This is a genomic window from Mesorhizobium sp. M0771 (genome assembly GCF_040320155.1).
In the GTDB taxonomy this organism is placed as follows: Bacteria; Pseudomonadota; Alphaproteobacteria; order Rhizobiales; family Rhizobiaceae; genus Mesorhizobium.
Window position 1 is genome coordinate 126,163 of record NZ_JAMYPC010000018.1, and the last position, 24,587, is coordinate 150,749.

A 24,587-nucleotide genomic window follows, 5' to 3' on the forward strand; every position below is an offset into this window, starting at 1 on the left:
GCAATCCGGCCCTAATGCACGTCCCGATGGATCACCTTGGGATAGGTATGGATCACCTCGGCCGATGAGACACGGTCGTCGAAACCGGTATCCCTGAGATTGAAGAGGCCGACCGAGCCGAAGGACTTCTTCGCCCCTTGCGCGAAGCGGCCGTCGTTGAAATCGTGTTCGTAAAGCGTCACCGTGACGTGGCCGGCATTGAGCTTCGGCACGTAAACACTGCTGATGGTGTCGTTGGCGACGCCAAGCTGGTTGACGTTGAAGCGATAGAGGTCCTGCACCATGCGCCGGGCCGCATTGCCATTGATCATCCAGTATTCGCGGCGCGAAGCGCGGTTCGGGTCGATGAGTTTGAGCGGCGCCTTGCGGCCAAGCCCGAGCCAGTGCTCGAACACCATCACATTGGCGCCCCAGGGATAGGGATAGTTGGACTTGTCGATGATGCGTGGCGGGCCATCCTCGGCAATCTCGGCGGTATCTACATAGTCCAGCCATTGCAGCTGGAACGACGCTTCCAAGTTGAGGTCGGTGTTGCGCGGATCGGCAGCGATGATGCGCCAGTCGGAGACCGGCGGATATTTGGTGTCGAGGTCGATGTAGAATTCGCCTTTGGCGGTGTCGTCGGGGTCTATCTTTTGCGGTCCGTCACGCTCCATCGCCACCAGCCGCACCTTGAAGCGGTTGTTGACGACCAGCGGATAGATCATCGGACGAACGGGGTAGGCGCCAGGGTTCCGGCTGTCGGTAAAATATCCAGTCTGCGGAACGACATCGCTATCGCCCTTGTCGAACAGGCTGAAAGCCTGACGCCCCTCGAACCACAGATACCATTCCAGCTCGTGGACATGACCGCGTGCTTCGGAATAGTTGTTGGGCATCCACTTCATGAGCTGGATGTGAAGTCTTTTGGCTAACATGGGTGCTCCTGCCGTTCGGAGCCATGCGAGATAGCCGACCGCCTTCGGGGCGTAAGTGAACCATCTCTCGCTTTCAGGCGAGGATGACCGGCTTTCATGTCCTGCTTGGCGCAATTGAATCCGTTTTGCCGTTGCAGGCTTTCATGGCATCAGAGCGGCTCAGGAGGTGCGACCGTCATGACCCTCACCGGCTTCCTTGCCTATAGTGCTGCGCTGGGCATCGCCGCCGCCATTCCCGGCCCCGGCGTCACCGCGCTTGTGGCGCGGGCGCTCGGATCCGGCTTCCGCTCGTCGCTGGCGATGTCGTTCGGCCTGATGCTCGGCGACCTCATTTATCTCACCGCGGTGGTGCTCGGCCTTGCCTTTGTCGCGCAAAGCTTCGGCATGGTGTTTCTCGTCATCAAATGGCTGGGCGTCGCCTATCTCGCCTTCCTCGGCTGGCGTTTCTGGACGGCCGGGATCAAGCCCGAGACTGTCGAGGCCAGGAAAGGCAAGGGCGGCCTGGTATCGAGCTTCCTTGCCGGCCTCACCGTCACGCTGGGCAACCCGAAGACGATGATCTTCTACCTCGCCATCACGCCGACCATCGTCGACCTGAAGACCATCACGCTCGCCGACTATGGCATCCTGGTCGCGCTCACCGTTATCGTGCTCTTCGTAGTGCTGGTGCCCTATCTGGCGCTGGCCGCCAAGGCGCGCTGGTTCCTGAAATCGCCACGAGCGCTGAAGGCGCTGAACCGCACCGCCGCCGGCTTCATGGTGGGCGCGGCCGCAGCCATTGCCGCACGTCAGTAGAGCGGTTCAGGCCCATCCATTCCGCCGATCGGTCCATCCGGAAGATGCGGCTTCGGAAGGCAAGCGTTTTCAGCAAGCGGCCCACTCGATATTTTCGGCCGGCAGCCTATCTTGCGCGGGCGAAAGCCCTATTCTGTCCGCCGACGCCAATTGCCTGATCTGATTTGGGAGCGAAACCGATGAACAAGCCTTCCGCGCGCGTGCCCGGCCGCGGCCGTGTCTACAACTCGATCACCGAGACGATCGGCGACACGCCGCTGGTGCGGCTCGACAAGTTCGCCAAGGAGAAGGGCGTCGTTGCCAACCTTCTTGCCAAGCTCGAATTCTTCAATCCGATCGCCTCGGTCAAGGACCGCATCGGCGTTTCCATGATCGAGGCGCTGGAAGCGTCGGGCCGGATCAAACCCGGCAAGACGACGCTGATCGAGCCGACCTCGGGGAATACCGGCATCGCGCTCGCCTTCGCCGCCGCCGCCAAGGGCTACAAGCTGATCCTGACCATGCCCGAAACCATGTCGGTGGAGCGCCGCAAGATGCTGGCGCTGCTCGGCGCCGAACTGGTGCTGACGGAAGGGCCGAAAGGCATGAAGGGCGCCATCGCCAAGGCCGACGAATTGGCCGCCACCCTGCCTGACGCCGTCATCCCGCAGCAGTTCGAAAACCCGGCTAATCCGGAGATCCACCGCCGCACCACCGCCGAGGAGATCTGGAACGACACCGATGGCGGGGTCGACATCTTCGTCGCCGGCATCGGTACCGGCGGCACGATCACCGGCGTCGGCCAGGTGCTGAAGCAGCGCAAGCCCTCGGTGCATGTCGTCGCCGTCGAGCCGGAGGCCTCGCCGGTGCTGTCGGGCGGCCAGCCCGGCCCGCACAAGATCCAGGGCATCGGCGCCGGCTTTGCGCCCAAGATCCTCGACACCTCGATCTATGACGAGATCGTCAAGGTCTCCAACGAGGATTCGGTCGCCAACGCCCGCCTCGTCGCCCGCCTTGAAGGCGTGCCGGTCGGCATCTCGTCGGGCGCTGCCCTGCAGGCCGCCATCGCCGTCGGGTCGCGGCCGGAGAACAAGGGCAAGAACCTGGTGGTGATCATCCCGTCCTTCGCCGAGCGCTATCTGTCGACGATCCTGTTCGACGGGCTGGGGGCTTAACGTCTTAACTGGATAGGCGGCGATCCTTCGCACCCCCCTCTGCCCTGCCGGGCATCGGGGGTGCTGTCCCTCCGACATCGGAAGTCTCATGGCTGGACCGCAGAAAACCCGGCCGTGGCGTCCGCCACCGGCTTGAGCGGGAGGCGGCTTCAGGGTCAAATCGCCCCGGCCTGCTTCGCGCGGGCAGGGGGAGAATCACATGTACAAGCTTTACACGCGCCCAGGCAGCGGCGGTTTTGTCGTCGAGGCCGCATTGGCGCTGGCAAACGCGCAATTCGACCAGATCGATGTGCCGAAGAAGGATCCGCCGGACCCGGCTTTCCTCGACATCAGCCCGTTGAACCAGGTTCCGGTGCTGACCTTGCCCAACGGTCAATCGATAACCGAATCGGCGGCGATCTGCATCCTGCTTGCCGAGCGCCATCCGGAGGCGGGTCTGGCGCCGGCCGCCGGATCGCCGGATCGCGCCGGTTTCCTGCGCTGGATGGCGTTCATGTCATCGGTGCTCTACCCCGCCATCCTGCGCCTCTACTATGCCCATCGCTACACCACCGATGCCGACGGCAAGAAAGCCGTCAAGCAGGCAGCCATTGCCGAGATGGACCGCGGCTTCGCCATTGTCGATGCAGCCCTCGAGGGGCGCGGCTGGCTGGTCGGCGACGCGATGTCGCTGGCCGACATCTACCTCGTCATGCTGGTGGCCTGGCACCCCGATATGGACAAGGCGCGAGCCGACTGGCCGAACATCGAACGCTTATGGTCGGCGCTGCGCGCGCATCCGCTGATGAAACGGCTCAACACCACGCATGAAATGTGGCCGGCCTGAACGGACGCTTCAATTTCGCAGGATCGCCCGTTTCGCCTGCAGGAAGCGGCGCACGGCGGGGTCGCGTTCAAGGCCGATCGCCCGGTCATAGGCTTCGACCGCTTGCGCCGCATTGCCGAGCCTGGCCAGCAGGCCGGCGCGAGCGGCCCAATAGGGCTGATAGTCGTTGAGCCGCTTGTCGTCGCCCAGCACGTAGAGCGCCGCCAGTCCTGCCGCCGCCCCTTCGGCCTCGGCAATCGCCACGGCGCGGTTGATCGAAATCACCGGCGAGCCTGATATCGCCGACAGCGCATCGTAGAAGTTACGGATCGCCGCCCAATCGGTTTGGCCGGTCCGTCGCCGCGTCGCATGCACCGATTGTACCGCCGCTTCGAGCTGGTAGCGGCCGATGACGCCCATGGTGGCGGCGTGGCCCAGCAGCGCCTCGGCTTCGTCGATCAGCGCGTGATCCCAAAGACGGCAATCCTGGCCGGCGAGCGGCACATAATCTCCAGCCGCATCGCGCCGCGCCGGGCGGCGCGCCTCGGCAAACAGCATCAGCGCCAGCAGGCCGAGCGCTTCCGGTTCGTCCGGCATCAGCGATGCCACCAGCCGCCCGAGCCAGATGCCTTCGGTCGCCAGATTGCGCGCTCTCGTCTCGGTCCCTGCCGGGTCGGTCCAGCCTTCGGCGAAAGCCGCGTAGATCGCTTCCAGCACCGTTCCCAGCCGCTCGCCGAGTTCGGCGCGATCCGGCACGCGGAACGGAATGCCGATCTCGCGGATGCGGCTCTTGGCGCGCACCAGACGCTGGCCCATCGTCGCCGGCGAAACCAGGAAGGCCGAGGCGATCGTCGCCGCGTCGAAACCCAGAATGGTCTGCAGGATCAGCGGCGCCCGCACGCTGGCTTCGATCGCCGGATGCGCACATGCAAACATCAGCCTGAGACGTTCGTCGGGAAGGTCTTCGTCTTCCATGCTCGCCTCCATCTCCTCGGCCATCAGCTTGAGATGGTCGCGGCTCGCCTCGCTGGTCAGCCGACGGCGCACCGCGTCGACGCGCCGCCGGCGCGCCACGGCCAGCAGCCATGCTTCCGGCTTGTCGGGCACGCCGGTCTGTGGCCAGCGCTCCAGCGCCGCGGCGAAGGCCTCGGCCAGCGCGTCCTCGGCGCCGGCCACGTCGCGGGTGCGCGCCGCTAGCCAGGCGACCAGCTTGCCGTAACTCTGCCGGGCGGCCGCTTCGGCCGCCGCCCGCGCGATCTCCGGGCGATTGTCCATCACGGTTTCATTTCTTGGGCATGTAGTCGGCCATTTCCCAGATCGGCCGCAACTCGACCGTGCCGGCGCTCGCCGCCGGACAGCGCGCCGCCCACTCGATGGCGGTATCGATATCGGCCGCCTCGATCATGTAGAAGCCGGCAAGCTGCTCCTTGGTGTCGGCATAGGGGCCGTCGATCACGTTGGTCTTGCCGTCTGTGATCCGCACCGAGGTGGTCGCCTGGGTCGGGCGCAACCGTTCGCCGGCGAGCCATGCGCCGGATTTCTTCAACGCTTCGGTATAGGCGGCATATGCTGCGCTCATCTGCTGAGCCTTCTCGATTGGCGTGTTCGCCTGCGCGGCTTCGTCGCTGTTGATCAAAAGCATGTATCGCATGGGTCTTCTCCCGTGGTTTCGCAGGCCGCGTCCTAGCGGGGCCAGACGTATGTCGCGCGGCGGCGGCCGATTTCGACAGGCTTCAGAAAAAACTTTCGCCTCCGCCAGGAGATTTCGCAAGGACCAGATGTTTCTTCGTCTGCTGGCGGATGACCGGCAGCGGACTGGCCGTGGCTCCGCACAGCACTATCCTCTGTCGTTGGCGGGCACGTCACACGAGGCGTGGGAGAAGAGAATGGAACTCGTGACCCACAAGAAATTCAAGAACGGCCGGTTGATGCCATGGGGCAAAGGCACGGTCGTCAGCGGTGCGAAAGGCACCGTCTATCTCTGCGGCAACACCGCGACATCGGCTGACTACGATCCGGCCGGCAAGAAGGGTGGCGGCTTCGCCGGCGATGCCGCGGCGCAGTGGCGGGAAGTTCTCGGCAACATCAAATCGGATCTGGAAGAACTTGGCAGCGGGCTCGACCATCTCATCAGGCTGACCTTTTTCGTCAAAGGGCCATTTCCCGACGGCGGCGTCCTCAGCTCGCCTAATTTTCGTCTCGACGTGCTGGACGCGTTTTTCGCCGAGCATTGTCCGAAGCATTGCAGCGACAACAATCCGCCGCCTTCGGAGGTAATCGGCGTCGCAGCGCTTGCCCAGGCAGACATCGTCATCGAGATCGTCGCCGTCGCGGCGCTGCCGGACTGAGGCGCGAACGAACAGGCCGGCCTTGCGCGACGTCGCCGTTGCGATCGAAGCGCGTCGGCACGAGCGGCGGCGCCGCGCCGGTGCGGGTTTTGCACCAGGCCTCGGCTTTGGCCAGTGAGCGCCCGGCGACGAGCAGGATCAGGCGTGGCTCGCTCTCCAGCAATTGCACGATGCGGCCGCCGAAAATGCCATAGCCGCCAACGACCAGAAGCCTCATCTCGCCGCTCTTTTTGCGTATGTCGTTTTCCCAGACCGAGGTCACTTTTGGGTGACATGCGATTAGCCGATCATGCGCGCACGTATCGCGGCGGACAGGATCTCGCAACTATCCTTGCGGCCGAACATGGCGTAGCGGTTTTTGGCGATGCGTTCGTAGAGCCAGTCACGCAAGGGGCGCGGGATGAGCAGCAGCGCTTTCGCCGCCCGCCACGGCCAGCCCAGTTCGGCCATCACCGCGATGAAACTGTCCAGCCGCATGAAGGGAGCGCCGCCGACAAGGACCAGATTGGTCTCGTAGCTGTCGGTGCGCAGCCCGTATCTCTGGAACAGCTCCTCGCCGAAGGGCGACTGCGCCGTGGCGAAGCGGAAGCGGTTTTTGCGGTCGAGCCCGACCACCGTGCGTACGAAGCCCGAGCACAGCACGCAGACGCCGTCGAAAACGATCAATGGCTGGCTGGCATCGAAGGGTTCAGGAGAAGAAGTCACGGGACGTCCGGCAGCTTGTGTCTTCAGACACTAAGCCCGCCGGCAGCGGGATCAAAGCCGCGGCGTTGTCGCACGGCTTCTCGCGGCCAGCGCGGGGCGCTCGGCGCGATAGGTGGTTGCGCGGGGATCGGCCTCCGGTCTGCAGATCCGGCTGTCGTGACGCGTTTCGAATGTCATGATCAATGCGCGCCGAGCGAGCTGCCGCGACGGGCGCAGGCCGGACCCGGGCCGCGCATGTAGTAGCGCTCCGGCCGATAGGTCGGCGCGATGAACTCGCGGATGGCGGCGGCATAGCCGGCGATGTGGCCCCAGAATTTCATTTTACTCAAGTCCCTGTCCCGATTTTCGGATGTCCCGTCCGATTGCGGGGATCATAGCGTCGAGGCGTGAATAGTCGGTGAACACGATGTTAATCTTTGGTCGAAAACCCCATGCTTCGTGGCCGGAATGCGGCTGTTTGGGGGTCTTTCGGTGTGGTTCGTCGCCATTTCCGGCATTGTGACTTTTGCATCACATATGTTTCGTCTGGATGTCGCTTGAGCGCGGTTCTGTTTCAGATTTGGCGAGCCTCTCGAAATTTCCATGCTCGCTGCCGAAATGCCCCTGGTTGCGCGCCCGGAACCGGAACGGGCCTTGCCCGTTCTCGCTTTAACCGCATCGCGCAGGAGTTCGCCATGGCACCTCGCCCCGCCTGGAAGGGCTATCTGAAACTGTCGCTGGTCACCTGCGCTGTCGAACTGACCAACGTCGTCACCCACGCCGAAAAAGTTTCGTTCCGGGTGCTCAACCGCAAGACCGGCAACACGGTCAAGCGCATCTATGTCGATTCTGAAACCGGCAAGCCGCTGGGCGATGGCGACGAGATCAGGGGCTATGAGGTGAGCCCCGGTGAGTTCGTCCATATCGAGGACGAAGAGATCGAAGCGGTGCAGATCGAGTCCTCGCACACGATGGCGCTGGACGGCTTCGTCGACAAAGCCTCGATAGAGCAGATCTATCTCGACACGCCCTATTATGTCACGCCCGCCGACAAGGTGTCGGAGGAGGCCTTTGCCGTCATCCGCGATGCCATGGCGGACAAGAAGATGGCCGGGCTGGCGCGCGTCGTGCTCTATAGCCGCGAGCGGCCCGTGGTCATCGAGCCGCGCGGCAAAGGCATGGTGCTGACCACCTTGCGCTACGGCAACACGGTGCGGGAGCCGGAGAGCATCTTCGGCGACATCAAGGCGGTGAAGACCGACCAGGAGATGACCGATATGGCCGAACGCATCATCGACAAGAAGAAGGGGAAGTTCGATCCGTCGACATTCGAGGACAAGTTTGAGGACGCGCTGCTCGAACTGATCCGCGCCAAGAAGGCCGGAAAGAAGGCTCCGAAAGCGCAGGCCGCGCCCAAGCCGTCCAATGTCGTCAATCTGTTCGACGCGCTGAAGAAGAGCCTGTCCGATGGCGGCCAGGCGGAAGTCTCGGCGAAGAAGGCCAAGCCGGCGGCAAAAAGCGGCAAGGCGAAAGCTTCTGCGCCCAAGCGCAAGTCGGCTTGAGGGTCGGCGCCGTGGCCAGCCTCGAACAATATCAGTCCAAGCGCGATTTCAAGAAGACGGCCGAGCCGGGGGGCAAGGTCGCGCGCGGCAAGCAGCCCGGCGGCATCTTCGTCGTCCAGAAGCACGACGCGACCAGGCTGCACTATGATTTCCGCCTCGAGCATGAGGGCGTGTTGTGGAGCTGGGCGGTGACGCGAGGCCCGAGCCTCGACCCGCACGAAAAGCGGCTGGCCGTGCATGTCGAGGACCACCCGATCGACTATGCCGGCTTCGAGGGCACCATTCCCAAGGGCGAGTATGGCGGCGGCACCGTCATCGTCTGGGACGAAGGCACATGGACGCCAGAGATCGACCCCGCCAAGGCGATGAAGAAGGGCCATATCGACTTCGAACTCAACGGCCAGAAGCTGAATGGGCGGTGGCATCTGGTCAGGTTAAGACCCCGCCCTGGCGAAAAGCGCGACAACTGGCTGCTGATCAAATCCGACGATGCCGCCGCCCGCCCCGGCGAGGATATCCTGAAGGACGCACCGAAATCGGTGAAGTCCGGCCTGACCATCGAAGAGGTCGCGGAAGGCAAGACCGCCGACGGCAAGAAGCCGAAGGTCTGGCACTCCAACAAGCCTGCGGCATCCAGCAAGGCGAAAGCCGGCAAGCGCCTCGACTTCGTCGAGCCGCAACTGGCGACGCTGGAGCGCGAGGCGCCGCCCGGCGAGGACTGGCTGCATGAGGTCAAATTCGACGGCTACCGCATGCAGGCGCAGATCGCCGGCACGGAGGTGCGGCTGCTGACCCGCACCGGCCTCGACTGGACGGAGAAATTCGGCCCTGAGATCGTCGCGGAACTGGCCCAGCTGAAATGCAGCGACGCCATCATCGACGGCGAGATCGTCGTGCTCGCCGACAGCGGCGTTTCGTCTTTCTCGCTGCTTCAGCAGGATCTCTCCGCCAATCGAACCGACCGCTTCACCTACTATGTGTTCGACCTTATGCGGCTTGACGGCAACGATTTGCGCCGCGAGCCGCTGGTCGAGCGCAAGCAGGCGCTGCAGGAGCTGCTCGGCGAGACGGCCGAAAATGCCCCCGTCCGCTTCAGCGACCATTTCGCCGAGCCCGGCAAGATCATGCTGCAGCACGCCTGCCGCATGGGCCTTGAAGGCATCGTCTCCAAGCGCGCCGATGCGCCCTACCGCAGCGGCCGTGGCCCAAGCTGGGTGAAGTCGAAATGCACGGCCCGCCAGGAATTCGTCATCGGCGGGTATCTGCCCTCGGACAAGACCGGCCGCGGCCTGCGTTCGCTGCTGGTCGGCTACCACGAGGGCGGCAAGCTCCACTATGCCGGCCGCGTCGGCACGGGCTTCACAGCCAGGAGCGCCACCGATTTGAAGAAAAAACTCGATGCGCTGAAGGCAGACGCCTCGCCGTTTGCCGCCGCGGTGCCAAAGGGCAAGGGTTTGGTCTGGGTCAGGCCCGAACTTGTCGGCGAAGTGGAGTTCCGCAGCTGGACCTCGGACCGTATAATACGCCACGCGTCGTTCCAGGGACTGCGCGAGGACAAGCCGGCGGAGGAAGTCGTGCAGGAAAAGCCATCGAAGGCGGCAAACAAGGCAAAGCCGGCGGCAGGCGGCGCCGGCAAGGCCGCCGGGGCTAAGGCGCCCGCGACGATCACGACCAGCGTAAAACTATCCCATCCTGACAAGCTGCTGTGGCCCGAGGAAAAAATATCCAAGCAGGACTTGCTCGAACACTACGCGCTGGTCTGGCCGCGCATGGAGCAGTTCATCGTCAACCGGCCGCTCAGCCTGGTCAGGGCGCCGGATGGCATCGGCGGTCCGCGCTTCTTCCAGAAACATGCTTCGGCCGGCATGAGCGACAAGATTGCCCGCATGAAGGACCCGACCGATGGCGAGGAAATCCTGTTCATCCGCGATTTCGACGGCCTTGCCGCTCTGGTCCAGTACGGCGTGGTCGAGGTCCACATCTGGGGCTGCAAGATCGATGAGCTGGAAAAGCCGGATCAGATCATCTTCGATCTCGATCCCGACGAAGGCGTCGACGTCAAGGCGGTGCGCGAGGCCGCGCTCGACATCAGAGGCAAGCTCGACGATCTGTCGCTGCCGAATTTCGTCAAGCCGTCAGGCGGCAAGGGCTATCACGTGCTGGTGCCGCTGAAGCCGTCGGCGGATTGGGAGGCGGTCAAAACCTTCTCGCATGATTTCGCCAAGGCGCTGGAGCAGGCCGCGCCCGACCGCTACACGGCGACGCTGTCGAAAAAGGCGCGCACCGGAAAAATCTTCGTCGACTATCTGCGCAATGGCAGGGGCTCGACCACCGTCGCGCCCTACTCTTCCCGCGCCAAGAAGGGCGCGACGGTCTCGGTACCGGTGACGTGGGCGGAGGTTGAGAAGGGGCTAGCGCCGAATTCCTTCCCGATCGGCGACAAGACGACGCTGAAGGAATTGGAGAAGGCCGATCCGTGGGCGGATTTCTTCGAGCAGGCGAAGGTGCTGAAGCGGGGGTGAGCGTCGCGCGCCTCACCTGCTACGCAAGCGTTCCGTCACACCCCCCTCTGTCCTCAAGGGGGGAGATTGGCAGCTTCGAGGCGCAGCTCACCTTTACGATGTTCGAGATTGGCGAAAGCTGTTGAGCGCGTAATCTCCCCCCTTGAGGGGGAGATGGCCGGCAGGCCAGAGGGGGGGTGCTGTTCCCGCCAGCGTCGCCCAATTAGCGCTGCCGAACCTCTACGCCAAAAACACCCGCTCGAACGCCTGCTTCCCCGGCGGTGAAAACACCACCGCGCGGCTGTCCTTCTCCCGCCTTGCCCATTTCTCCGCCAGGATCTTGTCCAGAATAGCCGCGCCCAGCGTTCCCGCAAGGTGCGAGCGGCGCACGCTCCAGTCGAGGCAGGCGCGGCAGACCGGCCGGCGCGGCTTGGCGCCGACGTCGATGCCGATGGCCGAAAAATGCGAGGCTGCTGCTGGCCCCAGCCTCATCTCATTGTCGTCGCGCAACAGGATGCCGCGCGCGACGAGGCGGTCGAGCATCGCCACCGCATGTTCGCCGGCGAGGTGGTCGTAGCAGACACGGGCGACGCGCATGGCGCCGTCGCGCGGGCCGGGCCGCACCCGCTTGGGGCCGACCGCTTCGGCCACCCCGGTGATCGCCTCGATCATGCCGGCCACCTGCGGCCCTGCGAGGCCGTAATAGCGATGCCGTCCCTGGCTGGCCAAAGTTAAAAGCCCGCCCTCCATCAGTTTCGACAGATGCGAGGACGCGGTGGGCAGCGACACGCCGGCCTCCAGCGCCAGTTCGCTGGCCGTCAAAGCCGTGCCGCCCATCAGCGCATTCAGCATGTTTGCCCGCGCCGGATCGCCGACCAGGCTGGCGATGCGGGCAATGTCGGGTCCTTCACGCATAGTTAGGTCTCCATCGAAGCATTCTCGTCAGATAAGCATTATTGTCGGGCGGGATCAAGGAGAACGCCGATGCCAACCGCTTCCGCCCCACTCGCCAGCCGCCGGCCTTTTCCATTCGTCACCTGGCTGCAACGGCGGCTGCTCGCCCGCTGGTACGACCGCCACCTGCAGCGGCTCGGCCTCGCGGAGATCGACGACCATCTGCTGCGCGATCTCGGCCTGACCCGTGAGGATGTGCGCCGCGAATGCGCAAAATCCTTCTGGCAGGCCTGACAGCCAGCGCTTTTGCTTAGCAGACCCTGCGGCACAACGTTTCGACGCCGCTCGAACTATCCACGCGAAACCCAAGGAGATCACGATGACCATCACTTGCTTCATCCGCTATGAGATCGACCCGTTCGGCAAGCCGGCCTTCGAGCAATATGCCAAGGCCTGGGGCCAGGCGATCCCGCGCTGCGGCGCCGATCTGATCGGCTACTACGCCCCGCATGAGGGCTCGGCCACCACCGCCTACGCCGCCTACAACATCGACAGCCTCGCCGCCTACGAAGCATATCGCGCCCGTCTCGCCGCGGATCCGGCGGGCAAGGCCAATTACGAATTCGCCCGCCGCGAAAAGTTCATCTTGAAAGAGGACCGCATCTTCCTGAAGCTGGTGTCGGGGCCGCATGGACCGCGGCAGCTGTTCCAGACCGCGGTCAAGGAGGAGATATGATCGCTGTCATCTTCGAGGTGCAACCGGCTGAGGGAAAGCGCGATGCCTATCTCGGCATCGCTGCCGAACTGCGGCCGCTGCTCGACGGCATAGACGGTTTCATCTCGATCGAGCGCTTCCAGAGCCTGGGCGATCCCAACCGGGTCCTGTCACTGTCCTTCTGGCGCGATGAGGAAGCGGTGAAAGCCTGGCGCAACACGGAAGAGCACCGGCAGGCGCAAAAGGCCGGCCGTGGCGGAATCTTTGCCGGCTACCGGCTGCGCATTGCGCATGTGCTGCGGGACTATGGGCTGACGGAGAGGGATGAAGCGCCGGCCGACAGCCGGGCGGTGAATGGGTGACTAGCTATCGGCGTCGCGCCAGGCCCCCTCATCCGGCCGCTTCGCGGCCACCTTCTCCCCGCTGGGGAGAAGAGACTGGCGCAGGCGTCGAAAATCTCCTCTCCCCTCGGGGAGAGGTCAGCCGAGCGAAGCGGAGGCTGGGTGAGGGGGCGCTTGGCGCTCATGCATTCCCGATCAGCACCCCGGCCGCAAACACCAGCGCCCCGCCCAGCACCACCTGAAACGCCGCGCGCAGGAACGGGGTCTGCATGTAGCGGTTCTGGACGAAGGCGATTGCCCACAGTTCGAAGAACACCACCACGGCCGCCACCGCCGTCGCCGTCCAGAAATGCGGGATGATGTAAGGCAGCGCGTGGCCCAGCCCACCCAGCGTCGTCATGATGCCGACGGTGAGGCCGCGCTTGATCGGCGAGCCACGCCCTGACAATTTGCCGTCGTCCGAAGCGACTTCGGTAAAGCCCATCGAGATGCCGGCGCCGATCGAGGCGGCGAGGCCGACCAGCAGCGTCTGCCAGGTGTCGTGCGTGGCAAACGCTGCGGCAAAGATCGGCGCCAGCGTCGACACCGAGCCGTCCATCAGCCCGGCAAGCCCGGGCTGCACATAGGTCAGGATGAACTGGCGTTGCTCGGCGCTGGCTTCCTCGTCCTTCACCTCGCCCGGCACAAGTTTCTGCTCCAGCCGATGCGCCGAATTCTCATGGCTTTGCTCGGCCGCGGCCAGGTCGCCGAGCAGTTTCCGGGTCGAGGCATCGCCGGTGCGCTTGGCCGCCTCGACATAGAAGCGATAGGCCTGCCGCTCCATCTCTTCGGCTTGGCGCCGCACATGCTCGATGCCGAGCGGCCGCACCAGCCAATCGGGCTTGCGCTCGTAATAGCCTTTCACGTGCTCGCGGCGCAGCAACGGAATGCGCTCGCCGAAACGCTTGCGGTAGAGCTCGATCAGCGAATCGCGATGGCCGTCTTCCTCCGCCGCCATCGCCTCGAACACTTTCGCCGATTGCGGAAAACTGTCCGCCAGCCCGTCGGCATAGGCGCGGTAGATGCGCCCGTCATCCTCTTCGGATGAAATTGCCAGGGCCAGGATCTCCTGTTCCGACAGCGTTTCGAAAGGACGGCGGCCGAAACCGAAGACACGGGAAAGCATGAGAAATTCACCCCAGTTTAGAACAATTCTAAACTAGGCGCTGCAATCTCCGCGGTCAATCACCGGTCAAGAAATGTTGAAGCGCCGGATTGCAACGCGCCCTTCATTATCGGCAAATGTTCACCTATATTGTCGCGACACGCAAGCGAAAGGCATGAGCAAGATGACGGCAAAGCCGCACGACCACTTCGATCCGAAACCCGTCCTCGATCTGATCGCCAGCATCGAGGCCGATTTGCAACGGCTGAAAGGCCTGGTCGAACAGCAGGTCGAAAAATTCGACCCCGCCAATCCGCACAACAAGGCGCCCGACGGCAAGCTGACCGAGGAGGGCGTCGAATGCTGCTACCGCCTGTTCGACGAAGGCAAGTCGCGCTATTCGGTCGCCCAGCAGATGAAGATCTCGTTTGCCGCCGCGACGCACCGGTTCAATTCCTGGCGCAAGGCGGGCGGGCCGAAGCGGCAGAGGGCGTTGCTGGGATAATTGGCGAAAGCCAAGGCGAAACCCGATCTCCCCCCTCGTGGGGGAGATGGCCGGCAGACCAGAGGGGGGGCACTGTCCCGCCGACCTTTCCCTGCCTAAAGCCCAGCGCCGGCACCGTTCAGGATGCGCCTCCAAGCCCAGCCGCAATCACAATATGCTGGCAGACATTGTCGACGTCGCGGATGACGTCGTCATTCCAGAACCGCAGGACGGTCCAGCCATCTTGTCCGAGGTGCGATGTCCGCGTTTCATCCCCGGCAGCCGCGCCGGCGTTCGTATGCTGGGAGCCATCGACTTCGATGACCAGCTTCTTCCCCGGGCAAGCGAAATCGACGATGTAGGCGGCAATCGGAAATTGTCGCCGGAAGCCAAGCCCCATCAGCCGGTGGGCACGAAGTTCGTTCCAGAGCTTGAGTTCGGCTGGCGTCAGGACTTTGCGCATCGATCTGGCGTTTGCGCGATGTCGAGGCGGTAGAGGCGTGTGCGGCATTACGATGCTCGGTGGTTGCCGAGGCTTGCGCTCTATGGCGCCCCCCTCTGTCCTGCCGGACATCTCCCCCACTTGGGGGGAGATTGGCTGTACTTCCTACGGCGTCAGTTCAATTTCCTCCGTCTCGCCGCCATTGCAGGTGTAGCAGCAATCCTCGCATCTTTCCTTGTTGTTGGGGCCGACGCCCCAATAGGTTCCCTCGTCGCCGTCGACCCAGGCGCCGTAGCAGATGGACTCGCCTTCGTCGCAGGACACCGGGATCTGCTTGGTCTCGCCATCGTCGAGATAGAAATCCTTGTCATTGCCCGGCCAGACATAGTCGCGGTCCTGGCTGTAGAGCTCGAGGCGCATGGCGTTGGGATGGCTGTTCTTGACGGCAAAGGTGATGTCGGCGGCGTGCGCGGCCGGCGCAAACAGCGCGGCAAGCGAGAGCGCGACGACGACGCGGCGCGTGATGGTGAAAGACATTGAAACCCCCGAGGCAAATCGGCCCCCCGGCCGAGGGAATCAGCATCGCATGATGGCGGCGGAGATTGAAGGGCGGGGCGTGACTGATTTTGGGGGGATTGGGAGAGGTTGGCGGAACTGCTGATCTCCCCCCTCGTGGGGGAGATGCCTGGCAAGGCAGAGGGGGGCGCTGTCCCGCCGACCTCTCATTCCTGCAGCCACGTCATTCAATTTTAGGCTTGCTGATCCATACGCTGGCGATCCTTCGCGCCCCCCTCTGTCCTGCCGGACATCTCCCCCACGAGGGGGGAGATCAGCAGCTTCGGCGCCCCGCCCCTCACTCCACCAGATCGATCGTCTCCGTCGTCTTCTCCACGCAGATGAAACAGCACGTGTCACACGGCTGGTCATTATCCGGCCCGACACCGGCAGAGACCGCATCGTTGCCATTCACCCAGGCGCCGTAGCAGATGTTCTCGCCTTGATTGCACGAGATCGGCACCGATTTCTGCGAGTTCGGCTCGATCAGAAACACCTGGTCGCCGCCCGGCCACGACATCTTGCGGTCGCGGCTGAACAGCTCCACCGCCACCGCCTGCTTGCGCAGGTTCTTGACGAAGAACGCCATATCGGCGGCGTGGGTTGGGGTGGCGAGGAGAAGGGCGGCAAGGGTGAGGCGGAGCATGGCGGGGGTATCCGAATCGGAGATCGGAGGGTCGCATGGTTCGGGGGAAAAGGAAAAGTCAGTGCAACACCTTCAGAAGCACTGAAGGCAGCGGATTGCCGCCTTCAGTGCTTTGCCAGGATGCTGCGATCAAGAAGGGCTCGATGGCCGGAAGAGTTCTCGGGAATGGCTGTGCCCTGTCTGCGAAGTCTTTTCTTCCCCTCAACCGGTCGCTCTAGGAAGGCTGTCAGCGATTGTTGCAGAACCTCAAGGTCTTTCGTCTCACATTGCCATACGACAAGAACGTCCCAGCCTTGAGCTTCCAAAGCTGCCCGCATTTTTTCATCGCGAGCTACATTTCTCACAAATTTTTCCTGCCAAAAATCCTGATTTGTTTTCGGCAGTGTCGCTTTTCTGCAGCCTACATGCCTGTGCCAAAAACAGCCGTGAATGAAGATTATTTTTCTTCGGGACGCCAGGACCAGATCTGGCCTTCCGGGCATCTTTGGATGATGTAGGCGGTACCTGTATCCCAACCGGTGCAAGACGCGTCTAACAATCATTTCCGGAATGGTGTCTTTCCCGCGAACCCTCGACATCAACCAAGATCTACGACTAGGGCTCAGCCTGTCCAACGCTATTCCGCCGCGATTGGCATTGCGTGAACTCTTGAATACATCAGGCTGAGCAGCGCCCTTGATACAAATGGAGAAACGCTGTTTCCGATCATTCTGAAACTGTGCCAGGCAGTAGGGTGGAATTTGAACCAATCGGGGAAGCCTTGAAGCCTTGCGGCCTCCCTGACTGTTATAACTCTGGGTTCGGCTGGATGCAAAGGTCTGACAGCTTGATATGAGCCCTTATCTGGGCCCGTTCCGGCTCGTATAGTTGGGGCCTGCCCTAACCACGCCAGGCGAGGATAACGTCCGACAGGGTCGGTCGCGCCCTGCGCAACGTTGGCAAACCGCGCAGATATCTTTGGGTCGTGACCAATCTTGCGATGGCTGGTGGTGCGATCTCCCTCGCCACGCATCTGTGCCGCGTATTCCGAAATCCCGTCACTCTCGCCGTATGCCCACTGGTCGAAGCCGTCGACGAGCCCAGCACTAGTTGCATAGGCTAAGTCGGAAATTGCATCCTTTACTGTTGAGGGTGGCAAGTGCGAATTGATGATCACATCCGCATTGATCGGATCTACCGAACCTTTGTCGTAACCAATTACGAATATTCGTATCCTGCGAGTCGCGGCCCCATGGTTAGCAGCGTCAATTATCAGAGGCCCAACTACGTCATAGTGAGAGGATACTCTTTCGAGGCAGGCGTCCAACAGGGGCCGGTTCTTGGGAAACAACAGACCTCGGACGTTTTCCATAACGAAGAAGCGCGGCCGCGCCTCCATCACTATCCGGAAGAATGCGGAAAGAAGCTCACGCCGAGGATCTTCTGGGTCTAGCCGGCCGATTGAGCTAAAACCTTGGCAGGGAGGCCCTCCAACGATCCCATCGATAGGCTGCCCGCCTGCTGCCTCGATCAGTTCGCCGCCGCTCATCGATTGAAGGTTGCTAAGAAGAAGTTTTCCACCGGCAAAATTTAGGCTGTGTGAACTAGTCAGGACCGGATCGATGTCGACCGACAACGGCACGGCAAACCCGGCCTCTCGTGCGCCCAGTCCCAAACCCGAGCACCCACAAAACAGGTCGACGATTCTTGGTTTAGAGATGTGCATGGAATTCATGAGCTTGATCAGTACTCTTTAGTAGGGTTAGACTAAACCCCTTGGGGGCAAACAATGACCGAACCGGCGCCGATCGACGCCATGCCGACGAAGCAGTTTTTCGTCGACATGTTAATACGAGATATACCGCTGGAGCGAGCGGTTCTTGACTTGGTTGACAATTGTATCGATGGCGCAAAGCGCCTCCGGGATCCGGCTAGCCTCGATTTTTCTGGCCTTTGGGTCAAGATAGTACTCAACGAACAATCGTTTGTGATTGAGGACAATTGCGGAGGCTTCGACATCGCCACCGCTCGCGATTACGCATTCCGCTTCGGACGGCCGAAGGAAGCACGTGTAACTCCATTTTCAATTGGCCAATTTGGCGTCGGGATGAAACGTGCCCTTTTTAAGTTCGGCCGAGAGTTTTCCATTCTGTCAAAGACACACAACGAAAGCTGGTCGGTGAACGTTAATGTAGACATATGGGAAAATGGGCCAGACTGGACGTTCGATTTCCTGACTGCGGACACCAAAGCAAATGTACCCGATTCGGCCCGTGGGACACGGATAGAGGTTAGCCGACTGCGGCCCGAGGTGTCGTCTAGATTCTCTACTCAGTGGTTTCAGAACCAGCTCTCGGAGCTGATACGCGTTCACCAAAGGCAGTTTATATCAAAAGGGCTTGAAATTCGCCTTGGCGGCGTAGCTCTTACTGCGGTCGACTTGAACTTCTTGACCGGAACCGTGACGCCCTCGCTCGAGGAATACGAGGAAAATTTTGGGGACGTTACCGTCAAGGTGAAGATTGTCGCCGGCGTGGGTCCTTCATCACCACAGACCTCCGGTTGGTATGTCGTTTGCAATGGCAGAGTTATTCTCGCAGCCGACAGAACAGAGGAAACCGGTTGGGGTCGCGCTACGCCAGACAATCGTCATGTTCCGAAATTTCATAACCAGTTTGCACGCTTCCGTGGAATAATTTATTTCGACTGCACCTCAGCCGAACTATTACCTTGGAACACGACAAAAACGGGAGTCGACGCGGACTCTCCGCTGTGGCAGCGGGCGCTGGAGAAGATGATTACCAGCACACGCACTGTCATCGATTTTCTAAACGACCTTGATAGCGAGGCGTCCGATCAGGGCGCTGCGGGTCCGCTAGCAAAAGCTTTGGCGTCTGCAACGCCAACCCAGGCTGATCGCGTCACTCAGAAAGCACCTTTCAAGGCCCCCGACAAAGAACGGTTTTCTGGTCCAGTGATGAAGCGTATTGCCTATTCTCGACCAGAGACTCAACTTGTTTCCTTAATGGCGGCGCTTGGCTTGAATACGGCAAAAGCCGTGGGCGAGCAGACCTTTGACGCGGTCTACCGTGACAAAGTTGTCTGACATGGCCGCGAGCTACCGCTCCATCGATTATTCCCTCAGACCTGGCAAATACGCCGAAAGGCGTATGATTTCAGAGGCCGTCAGCAAGGTCCATCCCTTCGGCGCCGTTAAAAGCTACAGATATATCGGCATGGGTTCGCTTTGGTTTTCTGATTTTTCTCACTTTCATAAGACCCTTGGGATGGTCGACATGATCTCTATTGAACGAGAAGTCGCTCATCGACCACGCTTCGAGTTCAACAAACCACTTGCCTGTATCCGACTGGTTTTTGAAGACACCGCCGTTGCGCTTCCTGCCTTGGACTGGACGGTCCGAGCGATAACTTGGCTGGACTACGATGATCGATTGGTGAAATCGATGCTTGAAGACACGCGCGTCATTGCTAGCAAAACCAGCCCGGGCTCCGTTTTTATTATATCTATACAGGTGGAAGGGCCGCCGGTATTTACTGCAATTGACGAGGACGGAGAAGAGACTGTTCAAGAAGTGACGTCCGTGCAGGAACTCCGCGACAATTTCGGCGCTGGGCCGGTGCCTGCAGAAGCATTGGACTCGGACTTGCGAGGGTGGGCCAACGCGAAGCTGGTGCGGCGGATGGTCAAATCTACCATCAACGCTGCTCTAGCAGCCAGAAATGTCGGGCGGCCGAATGATCAAAAGATCGAGTTCGAGCAATTCGCTTCGTTTGAATACGCTGATGGGGCTAAGATGACGACTATCTGCGGAATTTTTGTTGATAGTGGCCAAAAGAATCTACTGTCTTCCTGCGGCTTCAACGAACTCAGTTTCTATGGATCTGATGACGACGCTACTCGTTTAGTCGTTCCAATATTGACGCCGCGGGAAATGCGAATGCTTGAGACCCGTTTACCGGGAGCTGTTGCCCCTGCCCTTGGCGGGAACATTGTCCCCGGGCGAGATGCTGAAGCGTACGCGAATCTATACAGATATCTTCCGAGCTTCGCTTCTCTCGAAGGCTAGCGTCATCAATCCCCCATCTTCAAGGCCTGGATAAACGCCTCCTGCGGGATGTCCACCTTGCCGAACTGTCGCATCCGCTTCTTGCCCTCTTTCTGCTTGTCCAGCAGCTTGCGCTTGCGGCTTACGTCGCCGCCGTAGCATTTGGCGGTGACGTCCTTGCGCAGCGCCGAGATGGTTTCGCGGGCGATGACCTTGCCGCCGATCGCGGCCTGGATCGGGATCTTGAAGAGGTGGTTCGGGATCAGCTCCTTCAGCTTCTCGCACATCTGGCGGCCGCGCTTTTCCGCCGCCGTGCGGTGGACCAGCATGGACAGCGCGTCGACCGGCTCTTCATTGACCAGGATCGACATCTTCACCAAATCGCCTTCCTTGTAGTCGGTCAGGTGGTAGTCGAAGGAGGCGTAGCCCTTGGAGATCGACTTCAGCCGATCATAGAAGTCGAACACGACTTCGTTGAGCGGCAGGTCGTAGATCAGCATGGCGCGCTTGCCCACATAGGACAGGTCGGCCTGGATGCCGCGCCTGTCCTGGCAGAGCTTTAGAATGCCGCCGAGATAGTCGTCCGGCGTCAGGATCGTGGCGCGGATCCACGGCTCCTCGATGGCCGAGATTTTCACCACGTCGGGCATGTCGGCGGGGTTGTGCAACTCCTTAACCGAGCCGTCATTGAGCAGCAGCCGGTAGACGACGCTCGGCGCGGTGGCGATGAGGTCGAGGTTGAACTCGCGCTCCAGCCGCTCCTGGATGATTTCCAAATGCAGCAAGCCGAGGAAGCCGCAGCGATAGCCGAAGCCGAGCGCGGCACTGGTTTCCATTTCATAGGAGAAGGAGGCGTCGTTGAGGCGCAATTTGCCGACGGCGGCGCGCAGATCCTCGAAATCGGCGGCGTCGACCGGGAACAGGCCGCAGAACACCACCGGCTGCGCCGGCTTGAAGCCGGGCAAAGCGTGCGCGGTCTGGCGCTTGTCCTCGGTGATGGTGTCGCCGACGCGGGTGTCGGCCACTTCCTTGATCGAGCCGGTGAAGAAACCGAACTCGCCGGGGCCGAGCTCGTCGACATTGATACGGGCGGGCGTGAACACGCCGGTGCGCTCGACCAGATGTTTTGCGCCGGTGCCCATCATGCGGATGGTCGCGCCCTTTTTCAAAACGCCGTCGATGATGCGCACCAGAACGATGACGCCGAGATAGGCGTCGTACCAGCTGTCGACCAGCATGGCTTTCAAGGGTGCTGACGCATCGCCTTCGCGCGGCGGCGGCAATTGGTGGACGATGGCCTCCAGCACATCGGGAATGCCGAGGCCGGTCTTGGCCGAGATCAGCACGGCGTTGGAGGCGTCGATGCCGATGACTTCCTCGACCTGCTCGCGGATGCGCTCGGGCTCGGCGGCCGGCAGGTCTACCTTGTTCAGCACCACGACGATCTCGTGGTTGTTGTCGATGGCCTGGTAGACATTGGCCAGCGTCTGCGCCTCGACGCCCTGCGAGGCGTCGACGACCAGCAGCGAACCCTCGCAGGCGGCGAGCGAGCGCGACACTTCATAGGCGAAGTCGACATGGCCGGGCGTGTCGATCAGGTTGAGGATATAGTCCTCGCCATTGTTGGCGCGGTATTTCAGCCGCACCGTCTGCGCCTTGATGGTGATGCCGCGCTCGCGCTCGATGTCCATCGAGTCCAGCACCTGCTCCTTCATGTCGCGCAGCTCCAGCCCGCCGGTGGACTGGATCAGCCGGTCGGCAAGCGTGGATTTGCCATGGTCGATATGGGCGACGATGGAGAAATTGCGGATGTGGTCGAGAGGCGTGCTCATGATGGGGCGGCTTTAGCAGGGGCGGGTTGCAGGGGCAAGCGGGGTGGCGGTGCCCTTGCCTTCTCCCCTTGTGGGAGAAGGTGGATCGGCGCGCAGCGCCGAGACGGATGAGGGGTGTTCCAGCTTGACGCCGGCGTTCTTTCACCGCCATGGCTGCAAACTGACATCCCTTACATAAGCGATTATCGTGGTGCAGACGCTGTCCATGTCTTTCAGGACATCGTCGTTCCAAAAGCGCAACACACGAAAGCCTCTCGCCTCCAGTTCCGTTCTACGGGCCTGGTCTGACTCTGAGTCCGCATGCTGACTCCCATCGATCTCGATGATGAGGAGTGATTCAAGACAAGCGAAATCGGCGACGTATTTTCCAACAGGAACTTGGCGCCGAAATTTGATCCGATCGAGCCTGCGGTCACGTAGTTCGTGCCACAGTTTGTCTTCCGCCTCCGTCATTTCACGTCGGAGCGAACGGGCAAAGTTTCGTTTGGCAGGAGCGACGGGCTGATGTGGCATGACGTTAGATTAACCAACGTCTCACTCCGCTGGAACACCCCTCATCCGTCTCGGCGCTTCGCGCCGATCCACCTTCTCCCACAAGGGGAGAAGGCAACGACGCCTTCCGCCCCCAATCACGAAGCGGTGAACCATGTAACGAAGCCTCGGGCAGCGGCGAAGTGTGGCATGAACCCGCCGCAACGGAGACCCCCGATGACTGGACTTAACCCAAAACGCGCCGGCATGCTGGCTGCCGCAGGTGCGGCGCTGATGATGCTTGGCGGCACCGCCTTCGCCCAGCCGCTCACCGTGGTCGAATTGTTCACCAGCCAGGGCTGTTCGTCTTGCCCGCCGGCCAATGCCAACCTGATCAAGGTCAAGGACGAGCCGGGCGTTCTGGCGCTGTCGTTCAACGTCACCTACTGGGACTATCTCGGCTGGAAGGACATTTTCGGCCGCGAGGAGTTCACCCAGCGCCAGGTGCGCTATGAGCCGTCGCTCGGCCGCTCCGGCCCGTTCACGCCGCAGGTCGTGGTCAATGGCGGTGCCGATGCGGTGGGCGCGGCGCCCGGCGAGATCGAGCAGCTGATTTCCGCGAGCGGTCACACGAAGGGGCCGATGCTGTCGCTCGACGGCGGCAAGATCAGCATCGGCGCCGGTTCCGCGCCGGCCGGCCGCGCCGATGTCTGGCTGGTTCGCTACAACAAGGGCGTCGTCGAAGTGCCGGTGGCGCGCGGCGAGAATACCGGGCGCACGCTGCCGCATGCCAATGTCGTGCACTCGCTGGAGAAACTCGGCAGCTGGAGCGGCGACGCCACCACACTGCCGCTGCCGGCGGCAAGCGGCGGGCTGAGCACCGCGGTGCTGGTGCAGTCGCCGGGTGGTGGGCCGATCCTGGCTGCAGCCGCCGACTGATTCTTTTTCTACGCAACGCCGCTAGCGCGGCATAACCGGGCTCGCATCCGCGCGCCCTCTTCAAGGAGGAATACCATCATGAGCAAGACCCTGACCGCGCTCGCCCTTACGCTTTCGATGACCGGCTTCGCCGCCGGCGCCCGTGCCGACGAAGCGACCAACGCCATGAAGCCGGCGATGGCCACCGAGGCGATGAAGCCCGCGACCGATGCCATGGCGCCGGCGACCGATGCCATGAAGCCCGCCGATCCGATGGCGACGAATGCAATGAAACCCGCCACCGACGCCATGAAACCGGCCGATGCCATGAAGCCCGCAACGGATGCGATGAAGCCGGCGGACGCCATGGCGCCCGCGCAATAAGGCTTGATCCCATGGCCCGGCCGCACAATGGCCGGGCCGGCGCACGGCAATTTGAGAAACCTGGCGGGACGTTCTGTCGTATAGTCTTCGCCACCATCAAGGAGATCAGACATGACCGGCATTGCAAGGACGAGAACGCCGATCTTCAAGAGCGCGCTTGCCGCGCTCATCGTCGCCGCCGCGGCGGCCGCCTTCTGGCAGAGCCCGGCGCGCTCGGCCGAGGACGCGGTGGTGATCCCGCCGCCGGCAGTGGACGAGAAGGCCGCCAGCGGCAGCGAGAAGGCTATCTTCGCCGGCGGCTGCTTCTGGGGCGTGCAGGGCGTGTTCCAGCACGTCAAGGGCGTGACCAAGGCCGTCTCCGGCTACACCGGCGGCGCCAAGGATGACGCCGTTTACGAAACGGTGGGCAGCGGCCGCACCGGCCACGCCGAATCGGTCGAGATCACCTACGATCCGTCCAAGGTGACCTATGGCCAGCTGCTGCAGGTCTATTTCTCGGTCGCCCACAACCCGACGCAGTTGAACTTCCAGGGCCCCGACTCGGGCACCCAGTACCGCTCGACCATCTTTGCCGAGAACGATGCGCAGCAGAAGATCGCCCAGAGCTACATCGCCCAGCTCGACCAGGCCAAGGTGTTTGCCAAGCCCATCGTTACCACGCTGGAGACGGGCAAAACCTTCTATCCGGCCGAGGAATATCACCAGGACTTTCTGACGCTGAACCCGACCTACCCCTACATCGTCTACAACGATCTGCCCAAGGTGGCGAATTTGAAGGCGCTGTTCCCGGGGTTGTATAGCGAGAAGCCGGTGCTGGTGCTGGCGGGGAAGAGCTGAGCACCTAATCTCCCCCCCGAGGGCATAGGCGCTAAGATAGCTTTGGCATGGACTGAAATTTGCGCTTTCGTGGTGGTTCGCGCCAGCGATATCGCAAGGCATGGAGATTTTG

General features: G+C 62.0%; 30 protein-coding genes. 15 read left to right on the plus strand and 15 right to left on the minus strand.

The window, feature by feature from the left end; genetic code table 11:
* Window positions 1–11 precede the first annotated feature (11 nt).
* Window positions 12–917 carry a hypothetical protein gene (locus NKI05_RS24505; protein WP_352793330.1) on the minus strand — a complete coding sequence of 302 codons (906 nt, stop codon included), beginning with the start codon at window positions 915–917 and terminating at the stop codon, window positions 12–14.
* Window positions 918–1,094: 177 nt separating this feature from the next.
* On the opposite strand from NKI05_RS24505, the gene NKI05_RS24510 reads away from it, so the two are divergent.
* The 3 genes from NKI05_RS24510 (at window position 1,095) to NKI05_RS24520 (ending at window position 3,692) form a co-directional block, all read left to right on the plus strand.
* Window positions 1,095–1,712, plus strand: coding sequence for a LysE family translocator (locus tag NKI05_RS24510; RefSeq protein ID WP_352793332.1), 618 nt, complete (start codon window positions 1,095–1,097; stop codon window positions 1,710–1,712).
* A gap of 179 nt (window positions 1,713–1,891) precedes the next feature.
* Window positions 1,892–2,866, plus strand: coding sequence for a cysteine synthase A (gene cysK / locus NKI05_RS24515; protein WP_023672045.1), 975 nt, complete (start codon window positions 1,892–1,894; stop codon window positions 2,864–2,866).
* Window positions 2,867–3,065: 199 nt separating this feature from the next.
* Window positions 3,066–3,692 (plus strand): glutathione S-transferase family protein, encoded by a 627-nt coding sequence (locus NKI05_RS24520; protein ID WP_023706962.1) that lies wholly within the window; start codon window positions 3,066–3,068, stop codon window positions 3,690–3,692.
* Window positions 3,693–3,701: 9 nt separating this feature from the next.
* On the opposite strand, the gene NKI05_RS24525 is transcribed toward NKI05_RS24520, so the two are convergent.
* Window positions 3,702–4,946: an RNA polymerase sigma factor gene (locus NKI05_RS24525; RefSeq protein ID WP_286439500.1), complete on the minus strand. Its 1,245-nt coding sequence runs from the start codon at window positions 4,944–4,946 to the stop codon at window positions 3,702–3,704.
* A 7-nt stretch (window positions 4,947–4,953) separates the two neighbouring features.
* Window positions 4,954–5,322 carry a YciI family protein gene (locus NKI05_RS24530; protein ID WP_023744856.1) on the minus strand — a complete coding sequence of 123 codons (369 nt, stop codon included), beginning with the start codon at window positions 5,320–5,322 and terminating at the stop codon, window positions 4,954–4,956.
* A gap of 235 nt (window positions 5,323–5,557) precedes the next feature.
* Here NKI05_RS24530 and NKI05_RS24535 point away from each other — a divergent pair, with 235 nt between their 5' ends.
* Window positions 5,558–6,019: a RidA family protein gene (locus tag NKI05_RS24535; RefSeq protein ID WP_023687546.1), complete on the plus strand. Its 462-nt coding sequence runs from the start codon at window positions 5,558–5,560 to the stop codon at window positions 6,017–6,019.
* Here the strand turns inward: NKI05_RS24535 and NKI05_RS24540 are convergent.
* The 3 genes from NKI05_RS24540 to NKI05_RS24550 all read right to left on the minus strand — a co-directional run bounded on the left by NKI05_RS24540 (window position 5,982) and on the right by NKI05_RS24550 (window position 7,053).
* Window positions 5,982–6,236 (minus strand): hypothetical protein, encoded by a 255-nt coding sequence (locus NKI05_RS24540; protein WP_023744857.1) that lies wholly within the window; start codon window positions 6,234–6,236, stop codon window positions 5,982–5,984. The two genes, NKI05_RS24535 and NKI05_RS24540, sit on opposite strands and share 38 nt — an antisense overlap.
* 62 nt (window positions 6,237–6,298) lie before the next feature.
* Window positions 6,299–6,724 carry a thiol-disulfide oxidoreductase DCC family protein gene (locus NKI05_RS24545; protein WP_031203643.1) on the minus strand — a complete coding sequence of 142 codons (426 nt, stop codon included), beginning with the start codon at window positions 6,722–6,724 and terminating at the stop codon, window positions 6,299–6,301.
* Window positions 6,725–6,903: 179 nt separating this feature from the next.
* Window positions 6,904–7,053: a hypothetical protein gene (locus NKI05_RS24550; protein ID WP_196813601.1), complete on the minus strand. Its 150-nt coding sequence runs from the start codon at window positions 7,051–7,053 to the stop codon at window positions 6,904–6,906.
* Between the two features lie 345 nt (window positions 7,054–7,398).
* Here NKI05_RS24550 and ku point away from each other — a divergent pair, with 345 nt between their 5' ends.
* The gene (ku, locus tag NKI05_RS24555; RefSeq protein ID WP_023748231.1) at window positions 7,399–8,265 is read left to right on the plus strand and encodes a non-homologous end joining protein Ku; all 867 of its coding nucleotides are present in this window, start codon (window positions 7,399–7,401) and stop codon (window positions 8,263–8,265) included.
* Window positions 8,266–8,276: 11 nt separating this feature from the next.
* A complete protein-coding gene (ligD, locus tag NKI05_RS24560) occupies window positions 8,277–10,787 on the plus strand; it encodes a DNA ligase D (protein ID WP_023687542.1) in 2,511 nt (836 codons plus the stop codon).
* Window positions 10,788–11,006: 219 nt separating this feature from the next.
* On the opposite strand, the gene NKI05_RS24565 is transcribed toward ligD, so the two are convergent.
* Window positions 11,007–11,681, minus strand: coding sequence for an ArsR/SmtB family transcription factor (locus NKI05_RS24565; RefSeq protein WP_023687541.1), 675 nt, complete (start codon window positions 11,679–11,681; stop codon window positions 11,007–11,009).
* Window positions 11,682–11,750: 69 nt separating this feature from the next.
* Between NKI05_RS24565 and NKI05_RS24570 the strand changes: the two genes are divergently transcribed.
* The 3 genes from NKI05_RS24570 to NKI05_RS24580 all read left to right on the plus strand — a co-directional run bounded on the left by NKI05_RS24570 (window position 11,751) and on the right by NKI05_RS24580 (window position 12,737).
* On the plus strand, window positions 11,751–11,954 hold the full coding sequence (locus NKI05_RS24570) for a DUF1127 domain-containing protein (protein ID WP_023687540.1): 204 nt from the start codon (window positions 11,751–11,753) through the stop codon (window positions 11,952–11,954).
* Window positions 11,955–12,039: 85 nt separating this feature from the next.
* Window positions 12,040–12,396, plus strand: a complete 357-nt coding sequence (locus tag NKI05_RS24575) for an NIPSNAP family protein (protein ID WP_023673248.1) — start codon at window positions 12,040–12,042, stop codon at window positions 12,394–12,396.
* Window positions 12,393–12,737 (plus strand): antibiotic biosynthesis monooxygenase family protein, encoded by a 345-nt coding sequence (locus NKI05_RS24580; protein WP_023816148.1) that lies wholly within the window; start codon window positions 12,393–12,395, stop codon window positions 12,735–12,737. Before NKI05_RS24575 ends, NKI05_RS24580 begins: the two co-directional genes overlap by 4 nt.
* A 160-nt stretch (window positions 12,738–12,897) precedes the next feature.
* Here the strand turns inward: NKI05_RS24580 and mbfA are convergent, their stop codons facing one another.
* On the minus strand, window positions 12,898–13,881 hold the full coding sequence (mbfA, locus tag NKI05_RS24585; RefSeq protein ID WP_023728761.1) for an iron exporter MbfA: 984 nt from the start codon (window positions 13,879–13,881) through the stop codon (window positions 12,898–12,900).
* A gap of 163 nt (window positions 13,882–14,044) precedes the next feature.
* Here mbfA and NKI05_RS24590 point away from each other — a divergent pair, with 163 nt between their 5' ends.
* Entirely contained in the window at window positions 14,045–14,365 is a 321-nt protein-coding gene (locus NKI05_RS24590) for a hypothetical protein (RefSeq protein WP_023681249.1), read from the plus strand.
* Window positions 14,366–14,483: 118 nt separating this feature from the next.
* Here NKI05_RS24590 and NKI05_RS24595 read toward each other — a convergent pair whose 3' ends face one another.
* From NKI05_RS24595 to NKI05_RS24615, 5 genes are all read right to left on the minus strand, one after another.
* Complete coding sequence (locus tag NKI05_RS24595; RefSeq protein ID WP_023816149.1) at window positions 14,484–14,855, minus strand: endonuclease domain-containing protein; 372 nt, start codon at window positions 14,853–14,855, stop codon at window positions 14,484–14,486.
* A 96-nt stretch (window positions 14,856–14,951) separates the two neighbouring features.
* Entirely contained in the window at window positions 14,952–15,323 is a 372-nt protein-coding gene (locus tag NKI05_RS24600) for a hypothetical protein (RefSeq protein WP_023744861.1), read from the minus strand.
* Window positions 15,324–15,639: 316 nt separating this feature from the next.
* Window positions 15,640–15,987: a hypothetical protein gene (locus tag NKI05_RS24605; protein WP_023816150.1), complete on the minus strand. Its 348-nt coding sequence runs from the start codon at window positions 15,985–15,987 to the stop codon at window positions 15,640–15,642.
* Between the two features lie 104 nt (window positions 15,988–16,091).
* Window positions 16,092–16,601: a very short patch repair endonuclease gene (locus NKI05_RS24610; protein ID WP_023816151.1), complete on the minus strand. Its 510-nt coding sequence runs from the start codon at window positions 16,599–16,601 to the stop codon at window positions 16,092–16,094.
* 2 nt (window positions 16,602–16,603) lie between these two features.
* Window positions 16,604–17,701, minus strand: coding sequence for a DNA cytosine methyltransferase (locus tag NKI05_RS24615; RefSeq protein WP_081727410.1), 1,098 nt, complete (start codon window positions 17,699–17,701; stop codon window positions 16,604–16,606).
* A 54-nt stretch (window positions 17,702–17,755) separates the two neighbouring features.
* Between NKI05_RS24615 and NKI05_RS24620 the strand changes: the two genes are divergently transcribed.
* Both NKI05_RS24620 and NKI05_RS24625 read left to right on the plus strand, forming a co-directional pair.
* Window positions 17,756–19,072 (plus strand): ATP-binding protein, encoded by a 1,317-nt coding sequence (locus NKI05_RS24620; RefSeq protein ID WP_352793341.1) that lies wholly within the window; start codon window positions 17,756–17,758, stop codon window positions 19,070–19,072.
* A gap of 1 nt (window position 19,073) precedes the next feature.
* Window positions 19,074–20,054 (plus strand): O-methyltransferase, encoded by a 981-nt coding sequence (locus tag NKI05_RS24625; protein ID WP_023816154.1) that lies wholly within the window; start codon window positions 19,074–19,076, stop codon window positions 20,052–20,054.
* 5 nt (window positions 20,055–20,059) lie between these two features.
* On the opposite strand, the gene lepA is transcribed toward NKI05_RS24625, so the two are convergent.
* Window positions 20,060–21,865 carry a translation elongation factor 4 gene (gene lepA / locus NKI05_RS24630; RefSeq protein WP_023673259.1) on the minus strand — a complete coding sequence of 602 codons (1,806 nt, stop codon included), beginning with the start codon at window positions 21,863–21,865 and terminating at the stop codon, window positions 20,060–20,062.
* 141 nt (window positions 21,866–22,006) lie between these two features.
* Complete coding sequence (locus tag NKI05_RS24635; protein ID WP_023681256.1) at window positions 22,007–22,378, minus strand: endonuclease domain-containing protein; 372 nt, start codon at window positions 22,376–22,378, stop codon at window positions 22,007–22,009.
* A 195-nt stretch (window positions 22,379–22,573) separates the two neighbouring features.
* Here NKI05_RS24635 and NKI05_RS24640 point away from each other — a divergent pair, with 195 nt between their 5' ends.
* From NKI05_RS24640 to msrA, 3 genes are all read left to right on the plus strand, one after another.
* Complete coding sequence (locus NKI05_RS24640) at window positions 22,574–23,275, plus strand: DUF1223 domain-containing protein (protein ID WP_023816155.1); 702 nt, start codon at window positions 22,574–22,576, stop codon at window positions 23,273–23,275.
* A gap of 78 nt (window positions 23,276–23,353) precedes the next feature.
* Window positions 23,354–23,638: a hypothetical protein gene (locus NKI05_RS24645; protein ID WP_023816156.1), complete on the plus strand. Its 285-nt coding sequence runs from the start codon at window positions 23,354–23,356 to the stop codon at window positions 23,636–23,638.
* 111 nt (window positions 23,639–23,749) lie between these two features.
* Window positions 23,750–24,475 carry a peptide-methionine (S)-S-oxide reductase MsrA gene (gene msrA / locus NKI05_RS24650; protein WP_023710365.1) on the plus strand — a complete coding sequence of 242 codons (726 nt, stop codon included), beginning with the start codon at window positions 23,750–23,752 and terminating at the stop codon, window positions 24,473–24,475.
* The last annotated feature ends 112 nt before the right edge of the window (window positions 24,476–24,587 follow it).

Excerpts from the sequence above, each read along its gene's own strand:
- NKI05_RS24505 (WP_352793330.1), bottom strand. The coding sequence starts at position 917 with ATGTTAGCCAAAAGACTTCACATCCAGCTCATGAAGTGGATGCCCAAC.
- NKI05_RS24510 (WP_352793332.1), top strand. The coding sequence starts at position 1,095 with ATGACCCTCACCGGCTTCCTTGCCTATAGTGCTGCGCTGGGCATCGCC.
- cysK (WP_023672045.1), top strand. The coding sequence starts at position 1,892 with ATGAACAAGCCTTCCGCGCGCGTGCCCGGCCGCGGCCGTGTCTACAAC.
- NKI05_RS24520 (WP_023706962.1), top strand. The coding sequence starts at position 3,066 with ATGTACAAGCTTTACACGCGCCCAGGCAGCGGCGGTTTTGTCGTCGAG.
- NKI05_RS24525 (WP_286439500.1), bottom strand. The coding sequence starts at position 4,946 with ATGGACAATCGCCCGGAGATCGCGCGGGCGGCGGCCGAAGCGGCCGCC.
- NKI05_RS24530 (WP_023744856.1), bottom strand. The coding sequence starts at position 5,322 with ATGCGATACATGCTTTTGATCAACAGCGACGAAGCCGCGCAGGCGAAC.
- NKI05_RS24535 (WP_023687546.1), top strand. The coding sequence starts at position 5,558 with ATGGAACTCGTGACCCACAAGAAATTCAAGAACGGCCGGTTGATGCCA.
- NKI05_RS24540 (WP_023744857.1), bottom strand. The coding sequence starts at position 6,236 with ATGAGGCTTCTGGTCGTTGGCGGCTATGGCATTTTCGGCGGCCGCATC.
- ku (WP_023748231.1), top strand. The coding sequence starts at position 7,399 with ATGGCACCTCGCCCCGCCTGGAAGGGCTATCTGAAACTGTCGCTGGTC.
- NKI05_RS24565 (WP_023687541.1), bottom strand. The coding sequence starts at position 11,681 with ATGCGTGAAGGACCCGACATTGCCCGCATCGCCAGCCTGGTCGGCGAT.
- NKI05_RS24570 (WP_023687540.1), top strand. The coding sequence starts at position 11,751 with ATGCCAACCGCTTCCGCCCCACTCGCCAGCCGCCGGCCTTTTCCATTC.
- NKI05_RS24575 (WP_023673248.1), top strand. The coding sequence starts at position 12,040 with ATGACCATCACTTGCTTCATCCGCTATGAGATCGACCCGTTCGGCAAG.
- NKI05_RS24580 (WP_023816148.1), top strand. The coding sequence starts at position 12,393 with ATGATCGCTGTCATCTTCGAGGTGCAACCGGCTGAGGGAAAGCGCGAT.
- mbfA (WP_023728761.1), bottom strand. The coding sequence starts at position 13,881 with ATGCTTTCCCGTGTCTTCGGTTTCGGCCGCCGTCCTTTCGAAACGCTG.
- NKI05_RS24590 (WP_023681249.1), top strand. The coding sequence starts at position 14,045 with ATGACGGCAAAGCCGCACGACCACTTCGATCCGAAACCCGTCCTCGAT.
- NKI05_RS24595 (WP_023816149.1), bottom strand. The coding sequence starts at position 14,855 with ATGCCGCACACGCCTCTACCGCCTCGACATCGCGCAAACGCCAGATCG.
- NKI05_RS24600 (WP_023744861.1), bottom strand. The coding sequence starts at position 15,323 with ATGTCTTTCACCATCACGCGCCGCGTCGTCGTCGCGCTCTCGCTTGCC.
- NKI05_RS24605 (WP_023816150.1), bottom strand. The coding sequence starts at position 15,987 with ATGCTCCGCCTCACCCTTGCCGCCCTTCTCCTCGCCACCCCAACCCAC.
- NKI05_RS24615 (WP_081727410.1), bottom strand. The coding sequence starts at position 17,701 with ATGAATTCCATGCACATCTCTAAACCAAGAATCGTCGACCTGTTTTGT.
- NKI05_RS24620 (WP_352793341.1), top strand. The coding sequence starts at position 17,756 with ATGACCGAACCGGCGCCGATCGACGCCATGCCGACGAAGCAGTTTTTC.
- NKI05_RS24625 (WP_023816154.1), top strand. The coding sequence starts at position 19,074 with ATGGCCGCGAGCTACCGCTCCATCGATTATTCCCTCAGACCTGGCAAA.
- lepA (WP_023673259.1), bottom strand. The coding sequence starts at position 21,865 with ATGAGCACGCCTCTCGACCACATCCGCAATTTCTCCATCGTCGCCCAT.
- NKI05_RS24635 (WP_023681256.1), bottom strand. The coding sequence starts at position 22,378 with ATGCCACATCAGCCCGTCGCTCCTGCCAAACGAAACTTTGCCCGTTCG.
- NKI05_RS24640 (WP_023816155.1), top strand. The coding sequence starts at position 22,574 with ATGACTGGACTTAACCCAAAACGCGCCGGCATGCTGGCTGCCGCAGGT.
- NKI05_RS24645 (WP_023816156.1), top strand. The coding sequence starts at position 23,354 with ATGAGCAAGACCCTGACCGCGCTCGCCCTTACGCTTTCGATGACCGGC.
- msrA (WP_023710365.1), top strand. The coding sequence starts at position 23,750 with ATGACCGGCATTGCAAGGACGAGAACGCCGATCTTCAAGAGCGCGCTT.